The organism is Rhodococcus sp. IEGM 1318 (genome assembly GCF_033142465.1).
GTDB classification, from domain to species: domain Bacteria; phylum Actinomycetota; class Actinomycetes; order Mycobacteriales; family Mycobacteriaceae; genus Rhodococcus_F; species Rhodococcus_F qingshengii_B.
Map to the genome: position 1 here is coordinate 71,185 of NZ_JAWLSC010000004.1, position 23,123 is coordinate 94,307.

Annotated in this window: 21 protein-coding genes; 4 read left to right on the forward strand and 17 right to left on the reverse strand. The window is 61.7% G+C overall.

What is annotated here, in order from left to right:
* Positions 1-5: 5 nt before the first annotated feature.
* The 11 genes from R4P65_RS11220 to R4P65_RS11270 all read right to left on the reverse strand — a co-directional run bounded on the left by R4P65_RS11220 (position 6) and on the right by R4P65_RS11270 (position 13,001).
* Entirely contained in the window at positions 6-692 is a 687-nt protein-coding gene (locus R4P65_RS11220; RefSeq protein WP_317826536.1) for an HAD family hydrolase, read from the reverse strand.
* Positions 693-961: 269 nt separating this feature from the next.
* The gene (locus R4P65_RS11225) at positions 962-2,413 is read right to left on the reverse strand and encodes a catalase (RefSeq protein ID WP_317826537.1); all 1,452 of its coding nucleotides are present in this window, start codon (positions 2,411-2,413) and stop codon (positions 962-964) included.
* A gap of 31 nt (positions 2,414-2,444) precedes the next feature.
* A complete protein-coding gene (locus R4P65_RS11230) occupies positions 2,445-2,999 on the reverse strand; it encodes a Fur family transcriptional regulator (RefSeq protein WP_317826539.1) in 555 nt (184 codons plus the stop codon).
* Positions 3,000-3,286: 287 nt separating this feature from the next.
* Positions 3,287-3,934 (reverse strand): hypothetical protein, encoded by a 648-nt coding sequence (locus R4P65_RS11235; protein ID WP_317826541.1) that lies wholly within the window; start codon positions 3,932-3,934, stop codon positions 3,287-3,289.
* Positions 3,918-5,633 (reverse strand): GMC family oxidoreductase, encoded by a 1,716-nt coding sequence (locus tag R4P65_RS11240; RefSeq protein ID WP_317826543.1) that lies wholly within the window; start codon positions 5,631-5,633, stop codon positions 3,918-3,920. Before R4P65_RS11240 ends, R4P65_RS11235 begins: the two co-directional genes overlap by 17 nt.
* Positions 5,630-7,114 carry an NAD(P)/FAD-dependent oxidoreductase gene (locus R4P65_RS11245; protein ID WP_317826544.1) on the reverse strand — a complete coding sequence of 495 codons (1,485 nt, stop codon included), beginning with the start codon at positions 7,112-7,114 and terminating at the stop codon, positions 5,630-5,632. The genes R4P65_RS11240 and R4P65_RS11245 overlap by 4 nt, the downstream gene beginning before the upstream one ends.
* On the reverse strand, positions 7,111-7,635 hold the full coding sequence (locus tag R4P65_RS11250) for a TetR/AcrR family transcriptional regulator (RefSeq protein ID WP_317826803.1): 525 nt from the start codon (positions 7,633-7,635) through the stop codon (positions 7,111-7,113). The genes R4P65_RS11245 and R4P65_RS11250 overlap by 4 nt, the downstream gene beginning before the upstream one ends.
* A gap of 539 nt (positions 7,636-8,174) precedes the next feature.
* The gene (locus R4P65_RS11255; protein ID WP_317826545.1) at positions 8,175-9,086 is read right to left on the reverse strand and encodes a hydroxymethylglutaryl-CoA lyase; all 912 of its coding nucleotides are present in this window, start codon (positions 9,084-9,086) and stop codon (positions 8,175-8,177) included.
* 1 nt (position 9,087) lies between these two features.
* Positions 9,088-10,302, reverse strand: coding sequence for a CoA transferase (locus tag R4P65_RS11260; protein WP_317826546.1), 1,215 nt, complete (start codon positions 10,300-10,302; stop codon positions 9,088-9,090).
* Positions 10,303-10,338: 36 nt separating this feature from the next.
* On the reverse strand, positions 10,339-12,105 hold the full coding sequence (locus R4P65_RS11265) for a multicopper oxidase family protein (RefSeq protein WP_317826547.1): 1,767 nt from the start codon (positions 12,103-12,105) through the stop codon (positions 10,339-10,341).
* A gap of 56 nt (positions 12,106-12,161) precedes the next feature.
* Positions 12,162-13,001: an alpha/beta hydrolase gene (locus R4P65_RS11270; protein WP_317826548.1), complete on the reverse strand. Its 840-nt coding sequence runs from the start codon at positions 12,999-13,001 to the stop codon at positions 12,162-12,164.
* 65 nt (positions 13,002-13,066) lie between these two features.
* Between R4P65_RS11270 and R4P65_RS11275 the strand changes: the two genes are divergently transcribed.
* Together R4P65_RS11275 and R4P65_RS11280 are read left to right on the forward strand one after the other, a co-directional pair.
* The gene (locus R4P65_RS11275; protein ID WP_317826549.1) at positions 13,067-13,843 is read left to right on the forward strand and encodes a TetR/AcrR family transcriptional regulator; all 777 of its coding nucleotides are present in this window, start codon (positions 13,067-13,069) and stop codon (positions 13,841-13,843) included.
* A gap of 49 nt (positions 13,844-13,892) precedes the next feature.
* Positions 13,893-15,191, forward strand: coding sequence for an HNH endonuclease signature motif containing protein (locus R4P65_RS11280; protein WP_317826550.1), 1,299 nt, complete (start codon positions 13,893-13,895; stop codon positions 15,189-15,191).
* Positions 15,192-15,275: 84 nt separating this feature from the next.
* Here the strand turns inward: R4P65_RS11280 and R4P65_RS11285 are convergent, their stop codons facing one another.
* Positions 15,276-16,208: an oxygenase MpaB family protein gene (locus R4P65_RS11285; RefSeq protein WP_317826551.1), complete on the reverse strand. Its 933-nt coding sequence runs from the start codon at positions 16,206-16,208 to the stop codon at positions 15,276-15,278.
* A gap of 1 nt (position 16,209) precedes the next feature.
* Positions 16,210-17,997 (reverse strand): acyl-CoA dehydrogenase, encoded by a 1,788-nt coding sequence (locus tag R4P65_RS11290; protein WP_317826804.1) that lies wholly within the window; start codon positions 17,995-17,997, stop codon positions 16,210-16,212.
* Positions 17,998-18,135: 138 nt separating this feature from the next.
* Here R4P65_RS11290 and R4P65_RS11295 point away from each other — a divergent pair, with 138 nt between their 5' ends.
* Positions 18,136-18,777, forward strand: coding sequence for a TetR/AcrR family transcriptional regulator (locus R4P65_RS11295; protein WP_317826552.1), 642 nt, complete (start codon positions 18,136-18,138; stop codon positions 18,775-18,777).
* A 43-nt stretch (positions 18,778-18,820) separates the two neighbouring features.
* On the forward strand, positions 18,821-19,162 hold the full coding sequence (locus R4P65_RS11300; protein WP_317826553.1) for an Imm51 family immunity protein: 342 nt from the start codon (positions 18,821-18,823) through the stop codon (positions 19,160-19,162).
* A gap of 62 nt (positions 19,163-19,224) precedes the next feature.
* On the opposite strand, the gene R4P65_RS11305 is transcribed toward R4P65_RS11300, so the two are convergent.
* The 4 genes from R4P65_RS11305 to R4P65_RS11320 are packed head-to-tail and all read right to left on the reverse strand — an operon-like array spanning position 19,225 to position 22,899.
* A complete protein-coding gene (locus R4P65_RS11305) occupies positions 19,225-20,259 on the reverse strand; it encodes an aspartate-semialdehyde dehydrogenase (RefSeq protein WP_042447794.1) in 1,035 nt (344 codons plus the stop codon).
* Between the two features lie 6 nt (positions 20,260-20,265).
* Positions 20,266-21,531 (reverse strand): aspartate kinase, encoded by a 1,266-nt coding sequence (locus R4P65_RS11310; RefSeq protein WP_317826554.1) that lies wholly within the window; start codon positions 21,529-21,531, stop codon positions 20,266-20,268.
* 49 nt (positions 21,532-21,580) lie between these two features.
* Positions 21,581-22,534 carry a hypothetical protein gene (locus tag R4P65_RS11315; RefSeq protein ID WP_317826555.1) on the reverse strand — a complete coding sequence of 318 codons (954 nt, stop codon included), beginning with the start codon at positions 22,532-22,534 and terminating at the stop codon, positions 21,581-21,583.
* Positions 22,534-22,899, reverse strand: a complete 366-nt coding sequence (locus tag R4P65_RS11320; protein WP_182262149.1) for a hypothetical protein — start codon at positions 22,897-22,899, stop codon at positions 22,534-22,536. Before R4P65_RS11320 ends, R4P65_RS11315 begins: the two co-directional genes overlap by 1 nt.
* Between the last annotated feature and the right edge of the window lie 224 nt (positions 22,900-23,123).

Below are 23,123 nucleotides of genomic sequence, written 5' to 3' on the forward strand. Positions count from 1 at the left end.
ACTGATCAACTCCCGGTATCTTGGCCTGAAACGAGTTCGGAGATCACACTGCCGTCGAGGTGGTCGAGAAGGTCGCGGGCGTCGTCGTACACGGCCGCCGCACCCGCGCCTTCGAGTTCGTCGGTCGACATGCCGCCGCTGCGCACTCCCACAGCCACAACGCCCGCCCATGTCGCCGCCTTCACGTCCCAGACGGCGTCCCCGACCATGACCGCCTCACCCGCGTCGACACCTGCCTTCGCGAGCGCGACCTCGATCAGGTCCGGATCAGGTTTGGCCTCCTCGACGGATTCCGAAGAGGTGGCGGCGTAGATCATTTCGTCGATGTCGAGCGTCTGGCGCAGCAACTTCAGTTCGTCGTCAGGCGCCGAGGTAGCGAGCACCACGTGCAGTCCGAGCGAGTGAACTCGGCGGATCAACTCGCGCGCTCCCGGCAGCACTCGGAGACGGTCGGCCGACTGCCGGTAGTACGTGGTGTGAAGTTCTTTGGCCCGCGGCCCGCACCCGTCGATGTCTTCGCCGAGCAGCGCCTCCAACAGTTGGTCGCCGTCCATCCCGATGCTGCGGTGCACCCGCCACGCGTCAACCGGGCGACCTACCTCGAAGAAGGCTCGCGACCACGCTTCTACATGCAGATAGTTGGAATCGACGAGGGTTCCGTCGATGTCGAAGAGAACTGCACCTATTGCCATGGGAATTGACTGCCCAACACTTCCGTTCGCGAAACTTGTGCCCCGAGCATTCTCCGCTCGAGAAGCGGATCATGGAGAGTGCGAAGAGCAGAAGTGCACGTCGAACAGGGGTGTCGTCATGGAGTCAATAGTTGTGTTCCTTCTCGCATGCTTCGTCTACTGGTTCGCACTGCTGTAGTCGGGCAGACGAAAACGGACCGCTGCCGGGAAGTGATTTCCCTTGCAGCGGCCCGCATTCGGTATACCTATTCGATTGTCAGGTCAGCGGTTCACTGACCTGAACGTACGCCTTCTTCGACGCGCTTACCCAAATCTGCGTCGACGTTCTTCCAGTACTCGAAGACACGCAGCAGAACTTCCTCGCTGACGCCGGCAAGGGCGTGGCCGACGATGTTGCTCACCAGGCGCTCACGAGCTGCGTCGTCGAGAACTTCGCGGACCAGCGTTCCGGCCTGCGTGAAGTCGCCGTCCTCGGCGTGCTCGATGTATCCGGCGCGCACTGCCTTGCCGTCGAACGCCCACAGGCCTTCGTCACCGGCAACCGACGGATCGGCATGCGGTCCGCCGTACGAGTTGGGTGCGTACACCGGCGTCGAGGGGGAATTGAAGCTGTACCGCATGGCGCCCTCCTTGGAGTAGGAGTTCACCTCGTTCTTCGGGGCGTTGACCGGCAGGTCGGCGTAGTTGGTGCCGATACGGTAACGATGTGCGTCGGCGTAGGAGAAGACGCGGCCGAGAAGCATCTTGTCCGGGCTGAATCCGATGCCGGGCACCACGTTCGACGGCTCGAACGACGCCTGCTCGATCTGCGCGAAGAAGTTCTCCGGGTTGCGGTTGAGCGTCCACTTGCCGACCTCGATCAGCGGGTAGTCCTTCTGAGACCAAACCTTGGTGAGGTCGAACGGGTTGAAGCGGTAGCCTTCGGCCTCGTCGACGGGCATGATCTGGACCTTGAGGGTCCAACTCGGGAAATTACCGGCCTCGATGGCATTGTACAGATCCGCACGGTGGTAGTCGGGATCGCTACCGGCGAGGCTGTCTGCCTCGGCTTGCGTCAGGAATTCGATGCCCTGATCGGTCTTGAAGTGGTACTTCACCCAGAAGCGTTCACCCGCAGCGTTGACCCACTGGTAGGTGTGCGATCCGAAGCCGTCCATGTTGCGCCAGGTTTTCGGGATACCGCGATCACCCATCAACCAGGTCACCTGGTGAGCGGTCTCGGGACGCAGAGTCCAGAAGTCCCACTGCATGTCGTGGTCACGAAGACCGGAGCCGGGCAGTCGCTTCTGCGAACGAATGAAGTCGGGGAACTTGATGGCGTCCTTGATGAAGAACACCGGGGTGTTGTTGCCGACGAGGTCATAGTTTCCCTCTTCGGTGTAGAACTTCATCGCAAAACCGCGCGGATCGCGCCAGGTGTCCGGGCTGCCCTGCTCACCGGCGACGGTGGAGAAGCGGACGAGCGACTCGGTCTTCTTACCCGGCTGCAGGAACGTGGCCTTGGTGTACTTGCTGACGTCGTGTGTGATGACGAGTTCACCGAAAGCGCCGCCACCCTTGGCGTGGACGATGCGCTCCGGGACACGCTCGCGGTTGAACTGCGCGAGCTTCTCGATCAGGTAGTGGTCGTGAAGGAGCACCGGCCCCTGAATACCCGCGGTCAGCGATTCGTCATCACTTGCGACCGCGATACCGAAATTGTTGGTGGTGGGCTTGGTCATGGCGAAGCCTCCTAGCGTTGTGGGCTGGGCGTCAGAGGAGCGGGGCTGCATCCGAGCCAAACGCATGGGCTGCATGCGAGGGGGCCGACTCGGAGGTTCTGGACGCATCAATTCGATTCTGCGAGACCGCGTCCGACTCGGTGTCGGATTCGGCAGAATTCTTCAGGCAATCTTGGCAACGGCCCCAGAACACGACCTCGGCTTCGTCGATTTTGAAGCCGTGATTATCGGAAGGTTCGAGGCAGGGAGCTTGGCCGACAACACAATCGACGTCGACGACGTTGCCGCAGCCGCGACAGACGAGGTGATGATGGTTGTCACCAGTCCTCGTCTCGAACCGGGCGGGTGAACCCGCCGGCTCGATGCGTCGCAGCAATCCTGCGTTCACGCATGCCTTCAGCACGTCGTAAACGGCCTGTGTGGATACCGATCCGAGCTGCTGCCGCACGAGTGCTGCAACAGAATCGGCGTCTGAATGTGGTTGGGCTGTAACCGCATCCAGCACGGCGAGGCGCGGAGCAGTGACCCTCAACCCGACGGCGCGCAGTTGCGCTCGGGGGTCGAAGTCATGCTCTCCGTCTCGCATGTTTCCCAGTATGCCGCTTTTCTGGAATTAGTCAAGAAAAGGATTGCCTAAGTTGAAACGAGACTGGCGTCACATAGGCGCAGCGGGAACAAATCCGTGCAGAACACCGTTGAACACCCTGTCGGCGTCCGAACAAGCCCCGGGCCCCACCCCTTTTGTCGCTGCGAGCGACCACCCGCCGAGAGGCGCCTGTGGGACGTCGACACCTAACTTTCAACACAACACGACCGAGGCCGCCCAATCACTGACGGGCGGCCTCGGTCGTTCTTTCGCAGGTCACACCCCTGCTACCGGTGTTTGGCTGCTCCGGTAGTCATCTTTCCGCCCAGAATCACGACGCCATGATGGGTCCCCGCGGCCAACCAGTTCGGCAGTGTCGGTCCCTCTGCCTCGACGCTCACGCGCGCGTATCGGAACGACCCCGTCAGCCTCGCCGACGCAATCGCCACACCGCCGCCGACGTCCGGCTGTGCAAACCCCAACGCCCCGGCAATCGGCAGACGCGGCCCGAGCATCCGCACGTCCGAGCGCACCCGCCATCCGTTGCCGGTCGCAGTGAAATTCCGCTGCACATCTCCGTCGAACTCGGCAAGAACCTTGGGCAGTTGCCAGTGGACCCGTCCGCCGTGCACCGACGGTTCCGAATCCACCGCGATGAAAGGAACCGCCATCCGTGGCATCGGACCGATCCGTTTTCCCGGCGCATGCAAGACCGGGCTGGCGAGGATCTCGCGATACGGACCGACCGGAGAATCGAGGTAGTCCACCATCATGGCCACCGTCATCGGGATCGTTCGACCGTCCGGCCCGAGCTCGCGCGCCGCCGACGTACTGCGGTGCCACCACAGTGTCGCGCGAACGCGAGCCGGCCACGGCGGCGGAGCACTCACCGGCCAGTCGACGCGGTCGCTTGTCGATTCAGGCACGCTCCACATCGGACACCTTCTCAGCTCGAATGGTCAGGGGAAGCCGCAAAGCGCCTGGTGCATGCGTCGGCACCACCGGATCGGACGGCAACGTCGGGTCGATACGTACGTATGGCTCGCCAGTCCTCGGGCGGGCGTCTGCGCCACCTTTGTTCGGCCACATTGCGCACGCTCGTTCCGCTTGCGCGGTGATCGTCAGGGAAGGATTCACTCCGAGGTTCGCGCTCACCACCGAACCGTCCATGACGTGCAGGCCCGCATATCCGTAGGCACGGAGATACGGATCGACGACACCACTCGACGCACTGTCCCCGATCGCGCAGCCACCCAGAAAGTGCGCCGTCATCGGGATGTTCACGATCTCGGCGATGGAACCACCCGGATCGCCGTCGATCTTCTCGGCGACCTTGCGAATAGCTGTATGCCCCTGCGGAATCCACGGGGGAGGTGGATCACCCGGCCCCGGCCTACTGGTGAGGGAACGTCCGAATCGTTTGGTGTTCTTGGAAAGTTCGAGGGAGTTGTCGTCGGTCTGCATCACCAGCGCGATGACGGTTCGCTCGGACCAGTTCCGCACCGACAATGATCGAAGGAACGCACCTGGGTGCCGGGCCGCGACCGCCAGAGTCTTCAGCACCCGGGGAGTTCGCCCACCCCCGTCACTCAGGACGGTCTGCAGAAGTCCTATTGCATTGCTGCCCTTGCCGTATCGCACCGGTTCGATATGCGTGTGATCATCCGGGTGAAATGACGATGTGATCGCGACGCCCTGCGTGAAGTTCTGTCGACGCGACTTCGACGTTGCTGCCAGTACGGCCTCCGAGTTGGTGCGTACGACGGTGCCCAGAGTGTCCGACAGGCCAGGCAGGGCACCGGATTCCTTCATACCGAGCAGCAGTCTCGCCGTTCCGTAGGTTCCGGCGGCAACCACCACCTGGTCGGCGGTGAACCGAACTTCTCGTCGGCGGACGCCATCCGTTCGCCTCGCGAGCAGGTGGTAACCACCGCTTGCCGCCGGCCGCAGGTCGGTGACGGTCATGAGCGGGTGCACTCTGGCGCCCGCTTGCTCGGCGAGATGGAGGTAGTTCTTGACCAGCGTGTTCTTCGCCCCGACACGGCACCCGGTCATGCATCCCCCACATTCGGTGCAGCCGGTGCGCTCGGGTCCCTTCCCGCCGAAGAACGGGTCCGGCACGGAAACTCCTGCCTCCCCGAAGAAGACGCCGACGGGTGTGGACGTGAAGGTCTCCCCCACACCCATTTCTTCCGCTACCTCCTTCATCACCGCATCGGCGGGAGTGAAGGACGGATTGGTGCGAACACCCAACATCCGCTTGGCCTGGTCGTAGTACGGCGCCAGCTCGTCGTGCCAGTCCGTGATGTGCGCCCACTGACGGTCTTCGAAGAACCGCTTGGGTGGCTGATACAACGTGTTGGCGTAGTTCAACGATCCTCCGCCCACTCCGGATCCCGCCATCACCAGCACATCCGGAAGCAGATGTATGCGCTGCACGCCATAGCACCCAATCCACGGCGCCCACAGATACTTTCGCAGTCGCCAACTGGTTTCAGGCAACTCGTCGTCAGCAAACCGTCGACCGGCTTCGAGCACCCCGACACGGTAACCCTTCTCCGTCAGACGAAGAGCGGCGACACTGCCACCGAATCCCGAACCGATCACCAGCACGTCGTAGTGCGTCGTGGTCATGCCTCGACGCTTTCGATCTTGCGAGCCGAGTAGTTCTCCCGATCGAAATGCTCCAACAGCGACCGGAATTTGAAAGTGAACGTCGGCCACTGCACCGAGTTGCGCCCCTCCGGATCGATGTACCAACTCGAGCATCCGCCCTTGTTCCACACGGTGTGCTGCAACTCGTGCTGAATTCCCTTGTTGTAGTGCACCTGTACCGACTCGTTGACATCGAGAGCGTCCAGTCGCTCACGCTTCATGGTGTTCAACGCATCGTTGACATACTCGGCCTGGGACTCGAGCATGTACACGATCGAACTGTGACCGAGGTTGGTGTTCGGACCGTACATGAGGAACAGATTCGGGAACCCACTCACCGCAGTGCCTTTGTACGCGTGGGGGCTTCCATTCCAATGCGCGGCCAGCGTCTCTCCCCGCTTTCCTGTGATCAAATGCGCGACAGGCGGTTCCGTCGGAGTGAAACCGGTGGCGAAGATGATGGTGTCAACCTTGTGCTCGACTCCGCGTCCGTCGACCACTCCGTTTTCGGTTACCGAGACGAGCCCACTGTCGACCAGACTCACGTCCACACGGTCAAGTGTGCGCAACCAGTCGTTGGACAGAAGCATCCGCTTGCAGCCGATCGTGAAATCTGGAGTCAGTTTCCGGCGCAATTCCGGATCTTTGACCTGTCGCCGCAGATGGAGACGCGCGGCCGCCTCGAAGGCCGGCAGCACCCACGTCGCGTGCGACATCGCGGCACCGAGTAGCTCACGGAAGCCGTACACCCATCCCCGAACCACTTTCTGCGTAGCGGGAATCCGCGAGTACACGGCCTTCTGCGCGGCAGGCAGGGTGCGGTCCATTCGCGGGATCACCCAGGCCGGAGTTCTCTGGAACACGGTGACGTGGGCCGCCGGATCGGCAATTTCGGGAACGAACTGAACCGCCGACGCTCCCGTTCCGATCACGGCTACGCGCTCACCACGCAGTTCGTGTTCGTGGTTCCACGTCGCCGAATGGAAAGTGGTACCGGAGAATTGTTCGAGCCCGGGAAAGTCCGGAATCTTGGGTGTCGACAACGCCCCGGTAGCGGCGACCAACGTCTTGGCCGTCAAGGACCCTCGGGATGTTCGAATACGCCACAGCGCCGCATCCTCGTCCCAGACAGCAGCTTCGAGTTCGCAGTTCAGGACTACGCGATCCCCGATGCCGGTGTCTGCAGCCACCTTCTTCAGGTAGTCGTAAATCTCGGGCTGACGAGCGAACGTATGACTCCAATCTGCGCTCGGCGCAAACGAATACGAGTACAACGCCGTCGGCACGTCACACGCACAACCGGGGTAGGTGTTGTCGCGCCAGGTGCCACCGATATCAACTCCGCGCTCGATCAACACGACGTCCGCCGCTCGGTTGTCGCGAAGCATTCTGGCTGCCAAGCCCATACCGGCGAATCCGGCACCGACAATCAACGTTTCGACATGTTCGGGAAGCTTCACTTCTTCTCCACTCGGGATTGCCAGGCCGGCAACAGTCGCGCTCTGAGCGCGTCGTCGGCTTCGGATGTACGGAAAAGGGCTGAGACGGCAAGCCCACGAACGAGTTCGATTGTGAGTTCGACCGATTCGGAATCGAAGCGATCGCCGAACAACTCGGCACTGCCGAATTCGAGTGCCTCATTGACCTTGCGTTCGAGGGGTACCGTCGCCGCGTGCAGGACGGGATCGGTTCGCGCCGCGACCCACAATTCGAGGGCGGCATAGAACAGCGGCCCGGAAAACGCGTCCGCCAGGACCTCGAGGCCGAGGTCGCGATCCACTTCAGCGGTGAGGATTTCTTCCAGTCGCTTGTCGACCAGATACTCGACGGCCGCAACGACCAGCGATTCCTTGGTCGGAAAATGATGCAGTTGCGTACCCCGCGAAACGCCTGCGCGGCGGGCGATCTCTTGCGTACTGGTCCGTGCGTAGCCCAGTTCGACCAGCGAGTCGACAGCGGCGTCGAGCAGGCGCCCTCGCATCGCAGCAGTTCGTTCGGCCTGCGTACGGCCTACTTTCGCGTCAGAAGTGGTCTCGGTCACAAGACAACTGTAGAGCCAAAACGTAAAACAGTCCAGGCTGACTTCAAATCTTGACACAGAGCAAACTGCATCTCCGCACCGCTGTGTCGGGTTAGTGGAAGCCCACGGGTCGGTAGCCCGGGACTGAACTCGTCACGATGGTTCGTCCGGGAAACTCACCGCGATCACGCGAGGCGAAGTGACCATTCGAATCCTTCCACCTCGGCGTACCGCTATGGCCACGATGTTGGTCGACACTGAAGACGTTCGACGAATCGAGTTCGATCACAACGGAATGCGACTACAGCACCGGCGAAGCGTCCTAGTCGAGCGACCTGGGCTCCCAGATCGGAAGTGTCGCGATCCGGATCGTCCTCGCGATCATATTTGCCGCCGGTGCCTGGTATCTGGAGAAGCAGCGCATCGGTTGGCCGCCGGCGGCACACGAGCAGCTGGTCAAACTGCACCTGGCATCACCCAACCGAGAAGAGTAACGGTCCCTACCGCTTCCGATCGCCGGCGCGGAGAAGATTACTGGGAACCGGATGGCCCACTATCTCCTCTGCAACGGCAGCGGCACGAATGCTCGCATCCAGGTCGATACCTGTCGCAATGCCCATGTCTTCGAGCATGTAGACCAGTTCCTCCGTCGCGATATTGCCACTGGCACCGGGAGCGAACGGACAACCACCGAGACCACCAGTGGACGCGTCCAAGTTTCGAACACCGTGCTGCACAGCCGTCAAGGCGCAGGCAAGACCAGCGCCGCGAGTGTTGTGGAAGTGCACACCCAAGCCGAAGTCACCCACTCTTTCGCCCACAGCGTCGATCAACCGTCCGACCCGCCCCGGCGTGGCAGTGCCGATGGTGTCCGCGATCGAGAACTGATCGGCGTTGAAATTCTTGGCCTGCTCCGCAATCCGCAGAACACGATCCTGATCGGTGGGGCCGTCAAAGGGGCAGTCCCAGGCTGTGGCCACGATGACCTCTACCCGTCCACCGGCGTCGTGAACGATACTGACGACCTCTCCGATACGTTCAGTCGCTTGCTCCGTGGTCGACCGAGTGTTGGCTTCGCTGTGGCCATTCGATGCCGACACAACATATTCGACGGTCTTCATTCCTGCGGCGACGGCTCGTTTCGCTCCACCGATCCCGGCGACCAATGCCGAGAACTCGATGCCGGGCCACTGGTGCAGTTCTGCGGCCAACAACTCCGCGTCGGCCAATGCCGGCACAGCGCGCGGTGAGACGAACGACGTCACCTCGATACGCGAAACACCCGTCGCAGCCAGAGCTTCGACAAGGCGAAGTTTCTCCGCCAGCGACACCGGGTCTTCGATCTGTAACCCGTCCCGTGGCCCGACTTCACGAATCCTGACTGCAGGAATACCCACTTCGGGGACCGACATGTCAGATCACACCCTTCGTCTTCAGTTCTGCCTGCTCCTCGTCCGAGAGTCCGAGGAGCCCGCCCCAGACGGAGGAGTTGTCGTGACCAGGCGCCGACGCTCCCGCGTTGCGCACGGATCCAGGGGTCTCGCTGAAGGTAGGCACGACACCCAAGCCGAGCACGTTTTCCCCGATCCGCTCGTCGTAGTGGTCGACCAGCATTCCCCGTTCGATCAACTGCGGATCCTTGACAACGTCTTCGACCGTGTTAATCGGCCCGGCAACAACTCCCACTTCGGTGAGGCGTTCCACCAGGCTGGTGGGATCTTGGAGCGCGACCCAGGCGCTGATCAATTCGTCGAGCTCGTCCTGATGTTTGCCACGCGCAACATGATTGGAGAATCGGTCGTCATGCGCTAGTTCCGGTCGACCCATGATGGCGCACAGCCGAGCGAACAACGTGTCCTGATTGGCCGCGATCACCACCCAGTTTCCTTCAGAGGTCTGATAGATGTTGGACGGCGCGATACCCTCCAACCTCGTTCCCGAAGGTTGCCGGATGATGCCGCCTCTGTCGTAATCCGGAATCGTGGATTCCTGCACCGCCAGACAGGATTCCGTGAGAGCAACATCGACAACCTGACCGCGGCCGGTCCGCTCTCGCGAGAGCAACGCCGCCAACACTCCCTGAACAGCGAACATCCCGCCGAGGGAATCTCCGAGCGAAAGGGCAATACGCGGAGGTGCCTGCCCTGGATAACCGTTCAGATGCCGAAATCCGCTGACTGCCTCAGCCACCGAGGCGTAGCCGGCGCTCTTAGCCTGCGGTCCGCTCTGCCCGTAGCCGGATACCCTGGCCAACACCAACTTCGGATTGCGCGCGCTGAGAACGTCGAATCCCAGACCCCATTTCTCGAGCGTGCCAGGCCGGAAGTTCTCGACCACCACGTCCGCATGTTCGACCAGATTCAGAAACAGGTCTCGGCCCGCGTCGACACGAAGATCCAACGTCACACACCGCTTGTTGCGCGCGTGAACCGTCCAGAAGAATCGATGACCGTCCTGCTCAGCCTGACCCCAGGTACGAAGCGGGTCTGGGCGGTCCGGTGATTCGATCTTGATCACATCGGCTCCCATGTCGCCGAGCAATTTCCCGGCGAAGGGGCCGGCGATCAAGGTTCCAAGTTCAATCACCCGATATCCGTCCAGGGGCCCGGTGGGCGCACCTTCCGACACAGCTGCCTCCTCTGGGAACTTTTCTCCCTTTGAAGGCTACGTCACCACCCGATATCGCAACATCATGTCGTGGTCTTCGTGATCGAGCATGTGGCAGTGCCAGACGTACCCCTGCAGGTCCCCCATGCCAGCTTCTCCGTGTGCCGAGTGATCTGCCATGGAACCTCTCGCGAAAGTTGCATCCGGATCGAAGCCCAACTCGTCGGCCGTCGGAAAGCGCACGATCACGCGGGTGATCGAGTTGGCATCCACGATGACCGTGTCCTTCTCCCCCGCTTCCCACACTTCGGGAGGCCGCAGCGAAGAGGTCACGAATTCCTCTGCCGACGGCGTCCACCGGACCCCCAGGTCAGGTACCGGATACCGCTGCATCAGCGCTGCAGTGTCGATGTTCTGGCGCCCCATAACGCGGAACGCCACCAGATGCAGATGAATCGGATGCGGTTCCGTGGTGATGTTGATCAGATTCCATTGTTCGACGGTCCCCTGGCGCGGCAGTTCGATATCAGAATCGGTGAACCTCAAATTGTTGAGCGACATAGTGATCGACGGATAATCCGAGGGACGCGACAGCTGCATGATCGTGAGGTTTCGCACCACATCCGGGGACGCTGGTTCGGCGGCAACGGAATTCAGCTGCTGCGGGATCGATCCGGTGAGCCCCTTTGCGCTGCCAACGTCGAACCGGCAGAACACCGGCATCACCTGCGTGCCGCGTTGAGCCACCGCAAGGGGTACCGGTTCGTCGTTGCGCAATTCCACCGTCGTGCCCGGCTCGAGCATACTGAAGTCGACAAGCAGATCAGCGCGCTCACCCGGACTCAACCGAACGTGATCCGTCGGCGCCGGAGCGGCCAGCAAACCGCCTTCTGATCCGATCACCCAGAACCGCATACGATTTGCGAAGTGCAGATTCCACACCGAGTAAGTTGCGGCGTTGAGCAGTCGCAACCGATACAGTCCGCGAGCCACCTCCACTTTCGGCCACACAACGCCGTTCACCACGCCAACGTCACCGGGAGTCGCCGGATCCCAGGAACCCTGCGGAGTGAGCCACGTGGAACGGACACTCTGTTGACCGTCGGAGGTGAATACCTTGTCCTGCAGAATCATCGGGATTTCGAACTCGCCGGACGGAAGGCCGAGCGAATTCCCGGTGGCGCCCGTATCTGCGTCGTCACGGAGAAAATACATCCCGACCAACCCGGCGTAGACATTGAGGCGCGTCATCCCCATGGCGTGATCGTGATACCAGAGATTTCCGGCCGCACGACCATTCGTGTATTCGTGGACCAAACCTTCGCCCGGACGCTGGATCAGCTCCGGATGCCCATCGAACTGCGGTGCAGTAACTCCTCCGTGCAGGTGAAGCGAGGTGGGGACTTGTGTGCGGTCGAGGTCGCTCACACCGTGCAGACCCGGATCGACATCGGCGGCAAGCGGATACGCCGAAATATCATTCGCGTATCGCACTGTCACGAGCTGATCGACGTGAGCTTCGATGGTGGGGCCCAGATAATCCAGTCCGCCGTAACCCAGCGACGGCGACGGCGGTAGGTCCGGGTGGAAACGGTGCATCGACGAGGCCGCGCGAAGTTCCAGATTGTCACCCGAAATGGCCGGCAGGACAGGAAGGGTCTCCCGAAACGGTTCCAGCCGGGGTGACGGAAATTGGAATGGGCGCAGCGGATCGATGTCAGCGGGTCGAGCCGTCGCTGATCCAGCGGACAACGCGCTCAGGCCGGCCAGCAGGCCAAGCCCTTGAACAAACGATCGGCGACGGATCTTGTGTGACTCGTCCACTCACGGCCCCCTCACGCTGACGGCATCCGGAACGGGTTACCCGTGTGCTCGCGCGGTCAAACACCGACCACCTTCTCCAACCAAGGTTTGAGGATGGGTAGAACATGAGCCGGTTGCATTGCCTGCGTGTGATCCAGACCGTCTAGTACCTCGATATCCCACCCTGCCGACCGAGCGGCGTCGAGGTCGAGATCGGCCGGCGCGACCCGTACCCCACCCCATCGGTCACCGTATTCGATGACGTCCTCTGAACCGACGAAACACATTCGCGGACAAAGGATGCGCCCTTGAATCGTTCGATCGTCGAATTCACCAAGTGCGCGGTACAGCGTCACGAACTGCCGGGTCTGCGCTCCGGTCAATGCAATGTCGATGGAGTTCCAATCGAACTCGTCCGGTGATGCCGTGGGCTGTGATGTGCGCTGGGTCGGTTCACTCGTCATGCGGTGTGTAGCTTCGGTAACCTGGAGCATCGCCTTGTACGGCCCATCCACCGGCGGGAAACCACCCATGACCAGTGCGGTCAGACGATCGGTGCGCAGCGCCAACTGCAATCCGCACAGAGCCAGCCAGGAGTATCCGTAGTAGGCGAACTGGTCGATCCCAGCCGAATTCGCCACAGCCAGAATGTCGGACGTGATGTTGTCGGGAGTGAGCGTGTCCGGAGCGGGCGACGCCATCCGGTGCCCTTCGTAGTCGAAGGCAACCACAGTGAAGTTCGACGCCAACCCTTCCATGAACGTTCGACCGAGCGAGGGGTCAACGCCCCAGGCGCGCAGTTCGTCCGCCTTGATGCCGGTAGCCGAAATCGGATTCACGGGTATCAGCACGGCAGGGCCATGTCCGAGAACCTCGACCTCGATAGTTGTCCCGTCGTGAAGTCTTGCCTCAACCATGCCCACTCCCAAATCTTTACACTGTAAAGTAATTAAGAATAGCGCGACTCCACGAAAGCGACAAGATGAACAAACAGGCAGGCCGACGCGATATCGCACGCACGATTTCACTTCTGTGGCGTCAGCCCGAGACGCCCTCCGGCCGCCGAGGACCGAAGCCCACGCTGTCCACGGACACAGTCGTTGACGCCGCGATCGAAGTCGCCGAGGCCAACCCCACGACACCGTTGTCGATGCGCATGATCGGCGACCACCTCGGCCGCACTGCGATGTCGTTGTACACCTACATACCGGGAAAGGACGAACTACTGGACCTGATGTACGACCGGGTGCATGCCGAGCTACCGCCGATCGCAGACACCGGCGACTGGCGCATGGCACTGTCCGACTGGGCCGCCGCACTCTTCGCCCTACATACACGCCATCCGTGGACATTGGGTGTCTCGTTGGCGCGCCCCGTCCTGGGTCCGCACGAGCAGGCAGGACTCGAATCACTCCTGTCCATTCTCTACTCCACGGGTCTCGATGCTCCGACCATCCGCAGATCGGTGAGCATGCTTTTCCATTTCATCCGGGGGTCCGCACGGACCTTAGCTGAGATCCGGAGCGCCTCGACCATCGGAGATTCCGAATCTCATTGGTGGGCAGAGTCTTCTGCTGCACTGGCCGATGCTGCACCGGATTTCGCGGACGACTTCCCCCACACGATGCAGTTGGGTCGGGAGGCCCCACCGGTACCGGGCGGCGACTTCTATCTCGAACGAGAAACCGAAGAGTCATTTACTCAGGGCCTACAGATCCTCCTTGACGGGATCGAATCGAGGATTCGAAAACACTCTTGACTCGAACGCATGTTCGAGTAGTCTTGTGTGTAGGGGAGCGGGGGATTCAATGAGTGTTCTGTTGTCGGATGTGGTGTGTGGTTCTGCGGTGGGATTGCGTGGTCGTCTGTGGCGGTTGTCTGCTGCCGAGTTGCGGGCTGCTGCTGTCGAGGCGAGTGCGGAGATTCTGCGTCTCGAGGCGGTGCGGGTGGCAGTGGTGGACGAGCTGTCGATGCGTCCCGATGATCAGGTGATCGCGTGCCGCGGAGTGGGTGCGTGGTTGGCGGCGAACACGATGCTGCAGGTTCGGGACGGGAAGAAGATCGCCGCCCTCGGTGCAGCGCTGCGGCCGTTTCCCGCGGTGGCAGCGAGATTTGATTGCGGGGATTGCTCGTTCGAACATGCCGCCTTGATCGTGGCGTTCTGTGAGTCCCCGCCGAAGGGGATGCCGGAGGAGGCGTTACCTCGCTGCATCGACCTGCTGTTCGCGGCTGCGTCGGGCGTGGAGGCGACGACAACGAAAGTGCGGAACGTTATCGCGACCTTGGAGCGAGTGTTCGAGTCCGATGAGATTCCGCCCGCCGAAGATATCGACCGGAACGAGCTCCGGATCGCGTCGACCTTGAACGGTCGGGTGGTGGTCCGCGGAGATTTCGACGCCCTCACCGGCGAAATGCTGCTGTCGGCGTTGTCGAATCTGACGATGCCGACACCAGCGCCCGATGGAACTCCCGATGCCCGGTCCGCGGCGAAGCGAACCGCGGACGGGTTCACCGAACTGATCCGCCGCTACCTCGACTGCGCGAAGACCGGTACCGATGGTGGGCAACGTCCGCACGTGAACGTGCACATCAACGCCCGCGATCTGGCGGAGCACCGCGATTGCGCCGCAACACCAACTGATGGTGGAGAGTCTCAGTCGGATCTCGATGTGGGGCACATGCCCTGGCTCGGGCCGCTGTCGGTCTCGCAGACCAGGCTTCTCGGGTGTGACTGCTTCCTCTCGACCGTCCTACTCGACGATCACGGCGCACCGCTGGATGCGAAACCCGGAAAACGGTTGGTCACCGCCGAACAACGAGTGGCGCTGATCGCCCGAGACAAAGGCTGCGCATTCCCCGGCTGCACATGTGTACCGGCCTGGACCGACGCGCACCACATTCGGCACTGGGCTAACGGCGGGCCAACGGTGATGAACAACCTTGTCCTGCTGTGCCGCTCGCATCACCGGCTGATGCACCGGAAAACGGGGTTCGTCGGCAAGTGGTCGATTCGGATCGGCGTCGACAACAAACCGTGGTTCATCCCGCCGCCCTCGATCGACCCCGGGCAGCACCCCAGGCCGGCGAACACCACCTTCAAAACCTGAGGTATTACCTCGGGCACAACAGAACACGGCCCAGCGCCGCATCGAAGAGAACCTCGATGCGGTGCCAACAGGCCGTGAATTCCGTCAGACCGCCCGCGGAACTTTGGTGGTGCGTGGAAATCGCTCCCGAATCTCCGCTGGGGTGACAACCCTCGGGTCGAGGGGTTGCTCGTCACGCAGGTGGCGCTCCAACACCTTGCCCGTCATCGGCGCAATGACTTTCAGAGCAGTGGTCATGTTCTTCGGTGAACTGCCCACCCGGACTGCCGTTCGCACCGCGGGCGCAATTGCCTTGTCCAACAACGCGGGCTGATCGAACCCACCCATCGTTCGCATCCAACCGGGCAACGTCGCGATAGTGGCCGGCGCGACCAATCGGCTGAATGTCGCGAACTTCGTCTTCCCCTGCACTCTCGGTGTCCTCAACAAGTAGTGCATCGCCCGGTTGGCACGCTCGGAGGTACACAATCTGGGCCTTACTTCTGCGAAGTACTCACGTACCTCATCTCGCGAGCGTGGAACGTCGGAGGTCTTGCATGTCTGTAGTTCGGCAGCGATCACACATTCTTCCCAGTACCTCTGCTCTTCGACGGCGGAGAGCGGGCCCGGCCCATACATCTCGTAGCACTTGAGCACCGAATGCCAACCCGTCACGTGGATCCAGAGTTGTGACGCCGGATTGTTTGCACTGTAACGAGTTCCGGTGATCGGTTCGATGCCCGCGGCCTGAGCGTGAACCGTCATGAGATGGTCGGACAAGGCCAGCGCCGTCCGCCCGTCGGCAGTGGCGACGGTCAGGAAATAGGCCAAGGTTCGGTCGAGTCGTCCGGCCGGATCGCTGTAGATCCCGCTCATGTCTGCCACTGCGGCAGCAAGGAAAGGGTCGAAGTGCTCGAGCACCACTGACCGCTGGAAACCGATCAATGCCGTCGGAGCCGCCCATATTTTCCAACTGGGTGATCCTGGGCCGAAGAAGCCGTAATCCTCACGCGGTCGATTCATCGTCAGTTCAGACATTTCATACCTCCCCGTTTGTTTCGCGAGCACCGTTCATTTCGTATGCATCAGACAGGGCCACAACCTGCTGCCAGACGTACTCGAATCGCTCGGCCGCAAACGCGGGGCGCCGAACGGATGCGAGAGCCAATCGTTGTTGATCTTCACTGGCGCTGGGCTTGCCGTACAACTCCACCGCCGCAGCACTGAAGTCGCGAACCAAGACATCGAAGATCTGATCCACCACTCCACCGTCGCGCTGCCCCTCGTCCAATCCCAAGATCTCGGCCTGTTCGAGAATCAACTGGCCGTAGACGACGAGGGTGAAGAGTTCGGTGATCGCCAGGCCGAAGTCCAAGTCGACCTGCTGCGCCGCATCCGGTGCAGCTTCGGCAAGAAGGGTCACGAGCGCTTCGGCCTGCTCCACGAACAGCGCGACGTTGGGGACATCCGCAAACTTCGCGTACACCGCTCGCCAGTCGTCGAATCGAACCTTGGACAACCCCCGTGCCGGGCCCTGACGGAACAGGAACTCGTCGTCGGCTGCGTCGCTACGCGTCGGAATCGCCGGAAATGACTCGGGGGCAAAGAGGTACGCGGGCATGAACTTGGCGATCAGGGCGAGATTGACGGCGACGGTTCCCTCCAGTTTGGGCAACCCGTCGACATCCATCTTGGCCACCGCGAGGTAGCTGTCCTTCTCGAAACCCTTTGCCGCAGCGATATCGGAGAGCAGTCCGATCACTTTCTGCGCTTCGGTTGTCACCTTCATCTTGGTGACGGGGTTGAACAAGAGATAGCGGCGGTCTTCGGGCGATGCAGTACGGAAATAGTCCACCGCTCGATCCGAGAAAAGCCTCATTGCCAGCAGGCGCGCGTACGCGTCGACGAATTCACGTCGGACGTGAGGGAAGGCCGTGACGGGATTGCCGAACAGAATTCGATTGTGCGCGTGGGTGATCGTCTCGTACAACGCATGTGTCGACATACCGATTCCGCCGAAACACAGGTTGAATTTTCCGATGTTCACAGTGTTGAGTGCGGCACTGAATGCTGCCTCGCCGGTATGCAGAATATCCTCTGCCGCAACGGGATAGTCGGCGAGCGAGAACTCCGCTACGTACATCTGCGCCGGAACGATGTTCTTCACCACGGTGAATGCCGGATGGTCCGAGTCGGCGTAGAAGAAGACGTACTGATCAGCACCGTCCACCCCGTCGACGCGACCGAAGACGGAAATAGTGTTGGCACAGTTGCCATTTCCGATGTAGTACTTGGAACCGCTGGCCAGGTAGCCGCCACTGCCGTTCGGCGTCAAGACCATGTCGGTGGAGTAGACGTCGGCGCCGTGCTCTTTCTCGGACAATCCGAATGCCGCAACACCTCCGGAATTCAACGCGGAAGCTGCTCGCGCCCTTGCCGTCTCGTTGTCGCTCTGCCACACCGGCCCGAGACCGAGAATGGTCACCTGCCACGGGTACCAGTAGTTGAGTCCGTAGAAGCCGAGGATCTCGGACAGCGCGGCGATACGACTGGTATCCCAGCGCTTGTCGGAGTCACCACCGCTGTCGCGGGCGGGCGTCAGAAATGTGGCGAACAGGCCTTCCTTTGCCGCGAAGTCGAGGAAGTCGGAGTAGAAGGTCTTGTCGTGATAGTCGGCCAGGAGTCGATTCTTTCCACGCGCCTCGAACCAGTCGACGGTCGCGCCCAGCAGTCTCCGCGTGGTCGCGTCGAACTCCGGCCGATCGTACGTGGAGGGATGGAGCAACAGATCATTCGGCGCTGTCATAGCGGTTGTTCTCCTCGAGATCTCGGCATAGGCGCCTCACTGAGCACCCCTTCGAATACAACGCCACCGTAACAATTGCAGATGCCGAATACAACGGTTGCGTATTATTCAGGGAGAAGTGGCGGGCAGATTAGGGTGGGAGCGGAGGTGAGGCACACGATGACCAGGTCACAGGCAGACACAACGGACACACCGCGTCGAAAGTACGCTCCGCGCATGGCGCCCGAGCAACGTCGCGAACAGCTCCTCGACGCAGCATTCGAGGTCACCGGCCGCGTTGGCCTGCACAACCTCAGCATGGAATCAGTCGCCGCCGAAGCCGGCGTCGGCAAGCCCGTCCTCTACACAATTTTTGACACGAGGACCGATCTCGTCGCCGCACTCCTGCGCCGCGAGCACGAGCGAGCCATCGCTCAGGTGCTCGAAACCATGCCGACAGATCTGAGCGAACTCGGCCCAGCCGCGTCGTACACCGGGACCGTTGGAGCCTTCGTCGACGCCGTACTCGCGAACCCGACGCGCTGGCGCCTGATTCTCACATCTGTCGAGAACGCACCCAGTGAGTATCACGGTCTGTTGAAGCTCTCACGCGGAGCCGTTTTCGCTCGCGCCGAAGAACTTGCCCGCGCCGGAATTGCCATCGAACCGAAACTCGAAGGTCTGGATCCGGTTCTCCTCGCCCACACGATGCTGTCGTTTGCCGAAATGCTCGGGCGGTTGGCGGTCAGCGACCCCGAAACCTATACCCGAGAACGGCTTTCCAGCTTCGCCGTGGCTCTCGCTCAGTCGGTAGGTCGCTAGAAGACGACTGAAACCTGTCGGTCGGATCTGCTTCAATACACACATGACATCACCATCGATCGAACCGCTGCAGCTTTTCGAAACGTCTCCGGGAAACTGGTCACTGATGCTCACCGACCAGCATTTCGGCAAGGTGGCAGCGGTATTCGAGCAGGTAGAGGGTTTCGAAGGCTCCGGCTACGACTGGGCTTCGGTCGCCCACGCAGTGGTAGGCCGCGATGCACCGCATCTGGAAGGCCGATTCGGCACCGATCCTGAGGCCGGCATGTTTGTTGCCTACGGCGGCGACAACGAAGCTCTCGGCGAACTCGGAGTGCTTCTCGCCAAAGCGTATTCGGATGCCGACTTCCTAGGCGGCCTGGTCGCAATCTCCGAACTCGACTGAAACTCACCAGTAAGACGACACCGGCCCCACACCTAGGTGCGGGGCCGGTACCAATCGAAAATCTAGCCGACCAACAGCTCGGCAATCTGAATCGTGTTGAGAGCGGCGCCCTTACGCAGGTTGTCACCCGAAACGAAGAGCGCGAGTCCGCGTCCCTCCGGGACGCCCGGATCCTGACGGATACGACCGACCAGCGACGCGTTGCCACCGGCAGCGGCCAGCGGCGTCGGAACCTCGACCAACTCCACACCAGGAGCGTCGGCGAGGATTTCCTTCGCACGAGCGACCGAGAGCGGGTTCGCGAACTCTGCGTTGATCGCGAGCGAGTGCCCGGTCACGACGGGAACGCGCACGCAGGTGCCCGAAACCAACAGATCGGGAAGTCCGAGGATCTTGCGGCTCTCGTTGCGGAGCTTCTGATCCTCGTCGGTCTCGCCGCTTCCGTCGTCGACCAGCGAACCTGCGAGAGGCAGGACGTTGAACGCGATGGGGGCGACGTAGTTGTTCGGGGCCGGGAAGTCGACAGCGCTGCCGTCGTGAACCAGCTTCTCGGCGTCGCCGACTACGGCGCGCACCTGGCCGAGGAGTTCCTCGACGCCGGCGATGCCGCTACCGGACACGGCCTGGTAGCTGGAGACGATCAGTCGCTGCAGACCGGCTTCGTCGTGCAGAACCTTCAGCACCGGCATCGCTGCCATGGTGGTGCAGTTGGGGTTCGCGATAATGCCCTTGACCAGGTTCTTCGTGTCCTGCGGGTTGACCTCGCTGACCACGAGGGGAACCTCGGGATCCTTACGCCATGCCGAAGAGTTGTCGACAACCGTTGCTCCGGCAGCGGCGAAACGCGGAGCCTGGGCGCGCGAGAGCGTCGCGCCAGCTGAGAAGAGGGCGATGTCGATGCCCTTCAGGTCCTCATCCGATGTGGCGGCCGCATCCTCGACGATGATCTCTTCGCCGCGGAAGGGCAGCTTCTTACCGGCGGAGCGTGCAGATGCGAAGAACCGCACCTTGTCCGCGGGGAAGTTCCGCTCTTCGAGCAAAGTGCGCATGACGATGCCGACCTGACCGGTCGCACCGACAACAGCGATAGTCGTCATGAGAAATTACCGTCCCGTTCCAGCGTGTACTACTGCTTCTTCTTCGCCACCGAGCCCGAAAGCGTCGTGGATGACACGTACAGCGTCGTCCAATTCGGTGTCCTTGACCAGCACTGAGATGCGAATCTCAGAGGTCGAGATGAGGTCGATGTTGATGTCTGCCTTGGCCAGCGCCTCGCAGAACGTGGCGGTGACGCCCGGGTGGCTCCGCATTCCGGCGCCGACCAGGGAAACCTTGCCGATGTGGTCGTCGAACAAGATCTGCGTGAAGCCGATGTCTTCCTGACGCTTGGTCAGCATTTCGACGGCGCGGGGGCCGTCGGCGGTCGGCAGCGTGAAGGTGATGTCCGTCTTGTTGGTCTCCACCTTGGAGATGTTCTGCAGCACCATGTCGATGTTGATCTCGGCATCGGAGACTGCGCGGAACACCTTGGCAGCGTGTCCCGGTGTGTCCGGCAATCCGACAACGGTGATCTTGGCTTCGCCGCGATCGTGCGCGACTCCGGTGATCAGGGCCTCTTCCACAGGAATGTCCTCCATCGATCCGGACACGATTGTTCCGGGCTTGGTGGTGTATGACGAACGGACGTGCACTGGCACGTTGTAACGACGGGCGTACTCGACGCACCGGAGCATGAGCACCTTGGCGCCACATGCTGCGAGTTCGAGCATTTCCTCGAAGGAAACCGTCTCGAGGCGGTGAGCGTCGGGGACGATGCGCGGATCAGCGGAGAAGACGCCGTCGACGTCGGTGTAGATCTCGCAGACGTCAGCGTTGAGTGCAGCTGCCAACGCCACGGCAGTGGTGTCGGAGCCACCGCGTCCGAGCGTCGTGATGTCCTTGCTGTCCTGGCTGACGCCTTGGAACCCGGCGACCAGAACGATCGAGCCTTCGTCCAGCGCAGTGCGAACACGGCCCGGCGTGACGTCGATGATCTTGGCGTTTCCGTGGCTGCCGGTCGTGATGACTCCGGCTTGTGAGCCCGAGAACGAACGAGCTTCGGCGCCGAGGGAGTGAATTGCCATCGCTACCAAGGAGTTGGAGATGCGCTCACCCGAAGTCAGCAGCATGTCCATTTCACGGGCCGGCGGGGAAGGGCACACCTGCTGAGCCAGATCGAGCAGCTCATCGGTGGTATCGCCCATCGCTGACACCACGACGACGACATCATTGCCGGCCTTCTTGGTCTCGACGATCCGTTCAGCGACTCGTCGGATGCGCTCGGCGGTTGCCACCGAGGATCCGCCGTACTTCTGGACGACGAGAGCCACGCGTTTCTACCTCCAGGTCGAAATTGTTTACAGATACCAGAGGTCGAGCTTACCGAGGTGGTCCTGGGACTTCCCGATGCGTACTGCTGTTCGCCTCAGATCCGCGCGGGATCAGTTGCGAGATCCGCGCTCGCATCAACGTCGCAGAACGCGAACCACCGGCAACGTAACCGACCACCGCGACGGCAACTCCGCAGGCGAGAAGCACGCGGATACTGCTGACCAGCGAAACTGCCAGCGCGTCGTACACCGCGACTGCCGCCTCGGACGACGGTATGTCTGAATTCTGTAAATAGACCCGCCGCACGACGGCCAGCGCCACCAACAGGGCGATCATCGCCACCGCCGTCGCCAGCCCGACCAGGGACAGCGCGCGCCTTCGCCCCGGCGCAACCGCGACGGCCGCAATCGCGCAGGCCACCGAAGCCCACGGCAGCCAGGCCGCTGCTCGGTCGAGAGTGTCCGAGAGGTCCCGGGCCCGCACCAGCTCGTCGGACTGCAGGATCTCGAACTGCGGATCGAGTTTCGGGAGGCGATCGACGACGGTGAATCCGCGATCGCGGAGGTTCGTCCGCAGTTCTGTCATGACCGGCTCGAGGGACAAGGTGACTGTTCCGCTGTCGTCGGACCGAACGATGCCGTCGGTGGCTCGGCCGGTCACCATCGCAGCAAGTTGCGCGTGCGCTTGACGGTTGGCCGCAGTCCAAAGCGTCGCATACTGGTCGCTCTGAACCAACGACTGAGCCGCCTCGCGAACGAGTCTCTCGGCTTGTCTCGTCACCACCTGCGGAAATCTGTCCAACCGCTGCGTCAATTCCTCGGTCAGCCGGTCGACGACCGCCGATTGGACAGCGGGGTCGGCGGCCAACGGGGCAACCGTCTCGACGTAGCTGTCGGTGTCGTTCACCTGGGCGTGGACGAACAGCGCAACCACCGAGCAGGCAGAACCGAGACCAGCGAGAACGATCAGCAGTGAACAGACGATCCAGCGGATCGAGCGCATCACGCGCGCTTGGCGCGCGCCGGTCGAATCTTCGCGGTGATGTGGTGAATGCGGTGATCGTCAGCGGGTATCCGGAAAGTCTCGGTAACCCGAACGGTCATCAGGTTGCGCCCGAACAACCCGGCGTCAAGGAGGTAGTCAGCCGTCAGGTCATCCCCGTCGACCGTCCACTCCACCTCACGAATGTCGCGGATCACGCGATACTGAGGACCTCCGGAAAGGCTGCGCCGCAAATGATTCCCCGAAAATCCGGTCTTCAACCCGACCTCGTGACGTACCGCGTCCGGAGCCAGCGGTACGGAACTACCATCGTGACTGCGGAGCGCGTCGAGGTACGTGCTCGCCACGGCGATTCGGGGATCCATGGACGACAGTCCACCATTTTCGGGGCCGAAACGGCAGCACAATTCGGCGACAGATTGGACATGAGGGCGAACCCCACCGATTTCTCGCGAAATCCAGGAGTAGAGTGCTGTGCATGCAGCGCGCACTCCTTCTTGGTTGCCGCGACGGGGTCTGATCCAGACTGGCCTCCCGCCGCGGGGTTTTTGTGCGCCGGTCGACCAAGCCTTCCGGACTCATGGTCTTG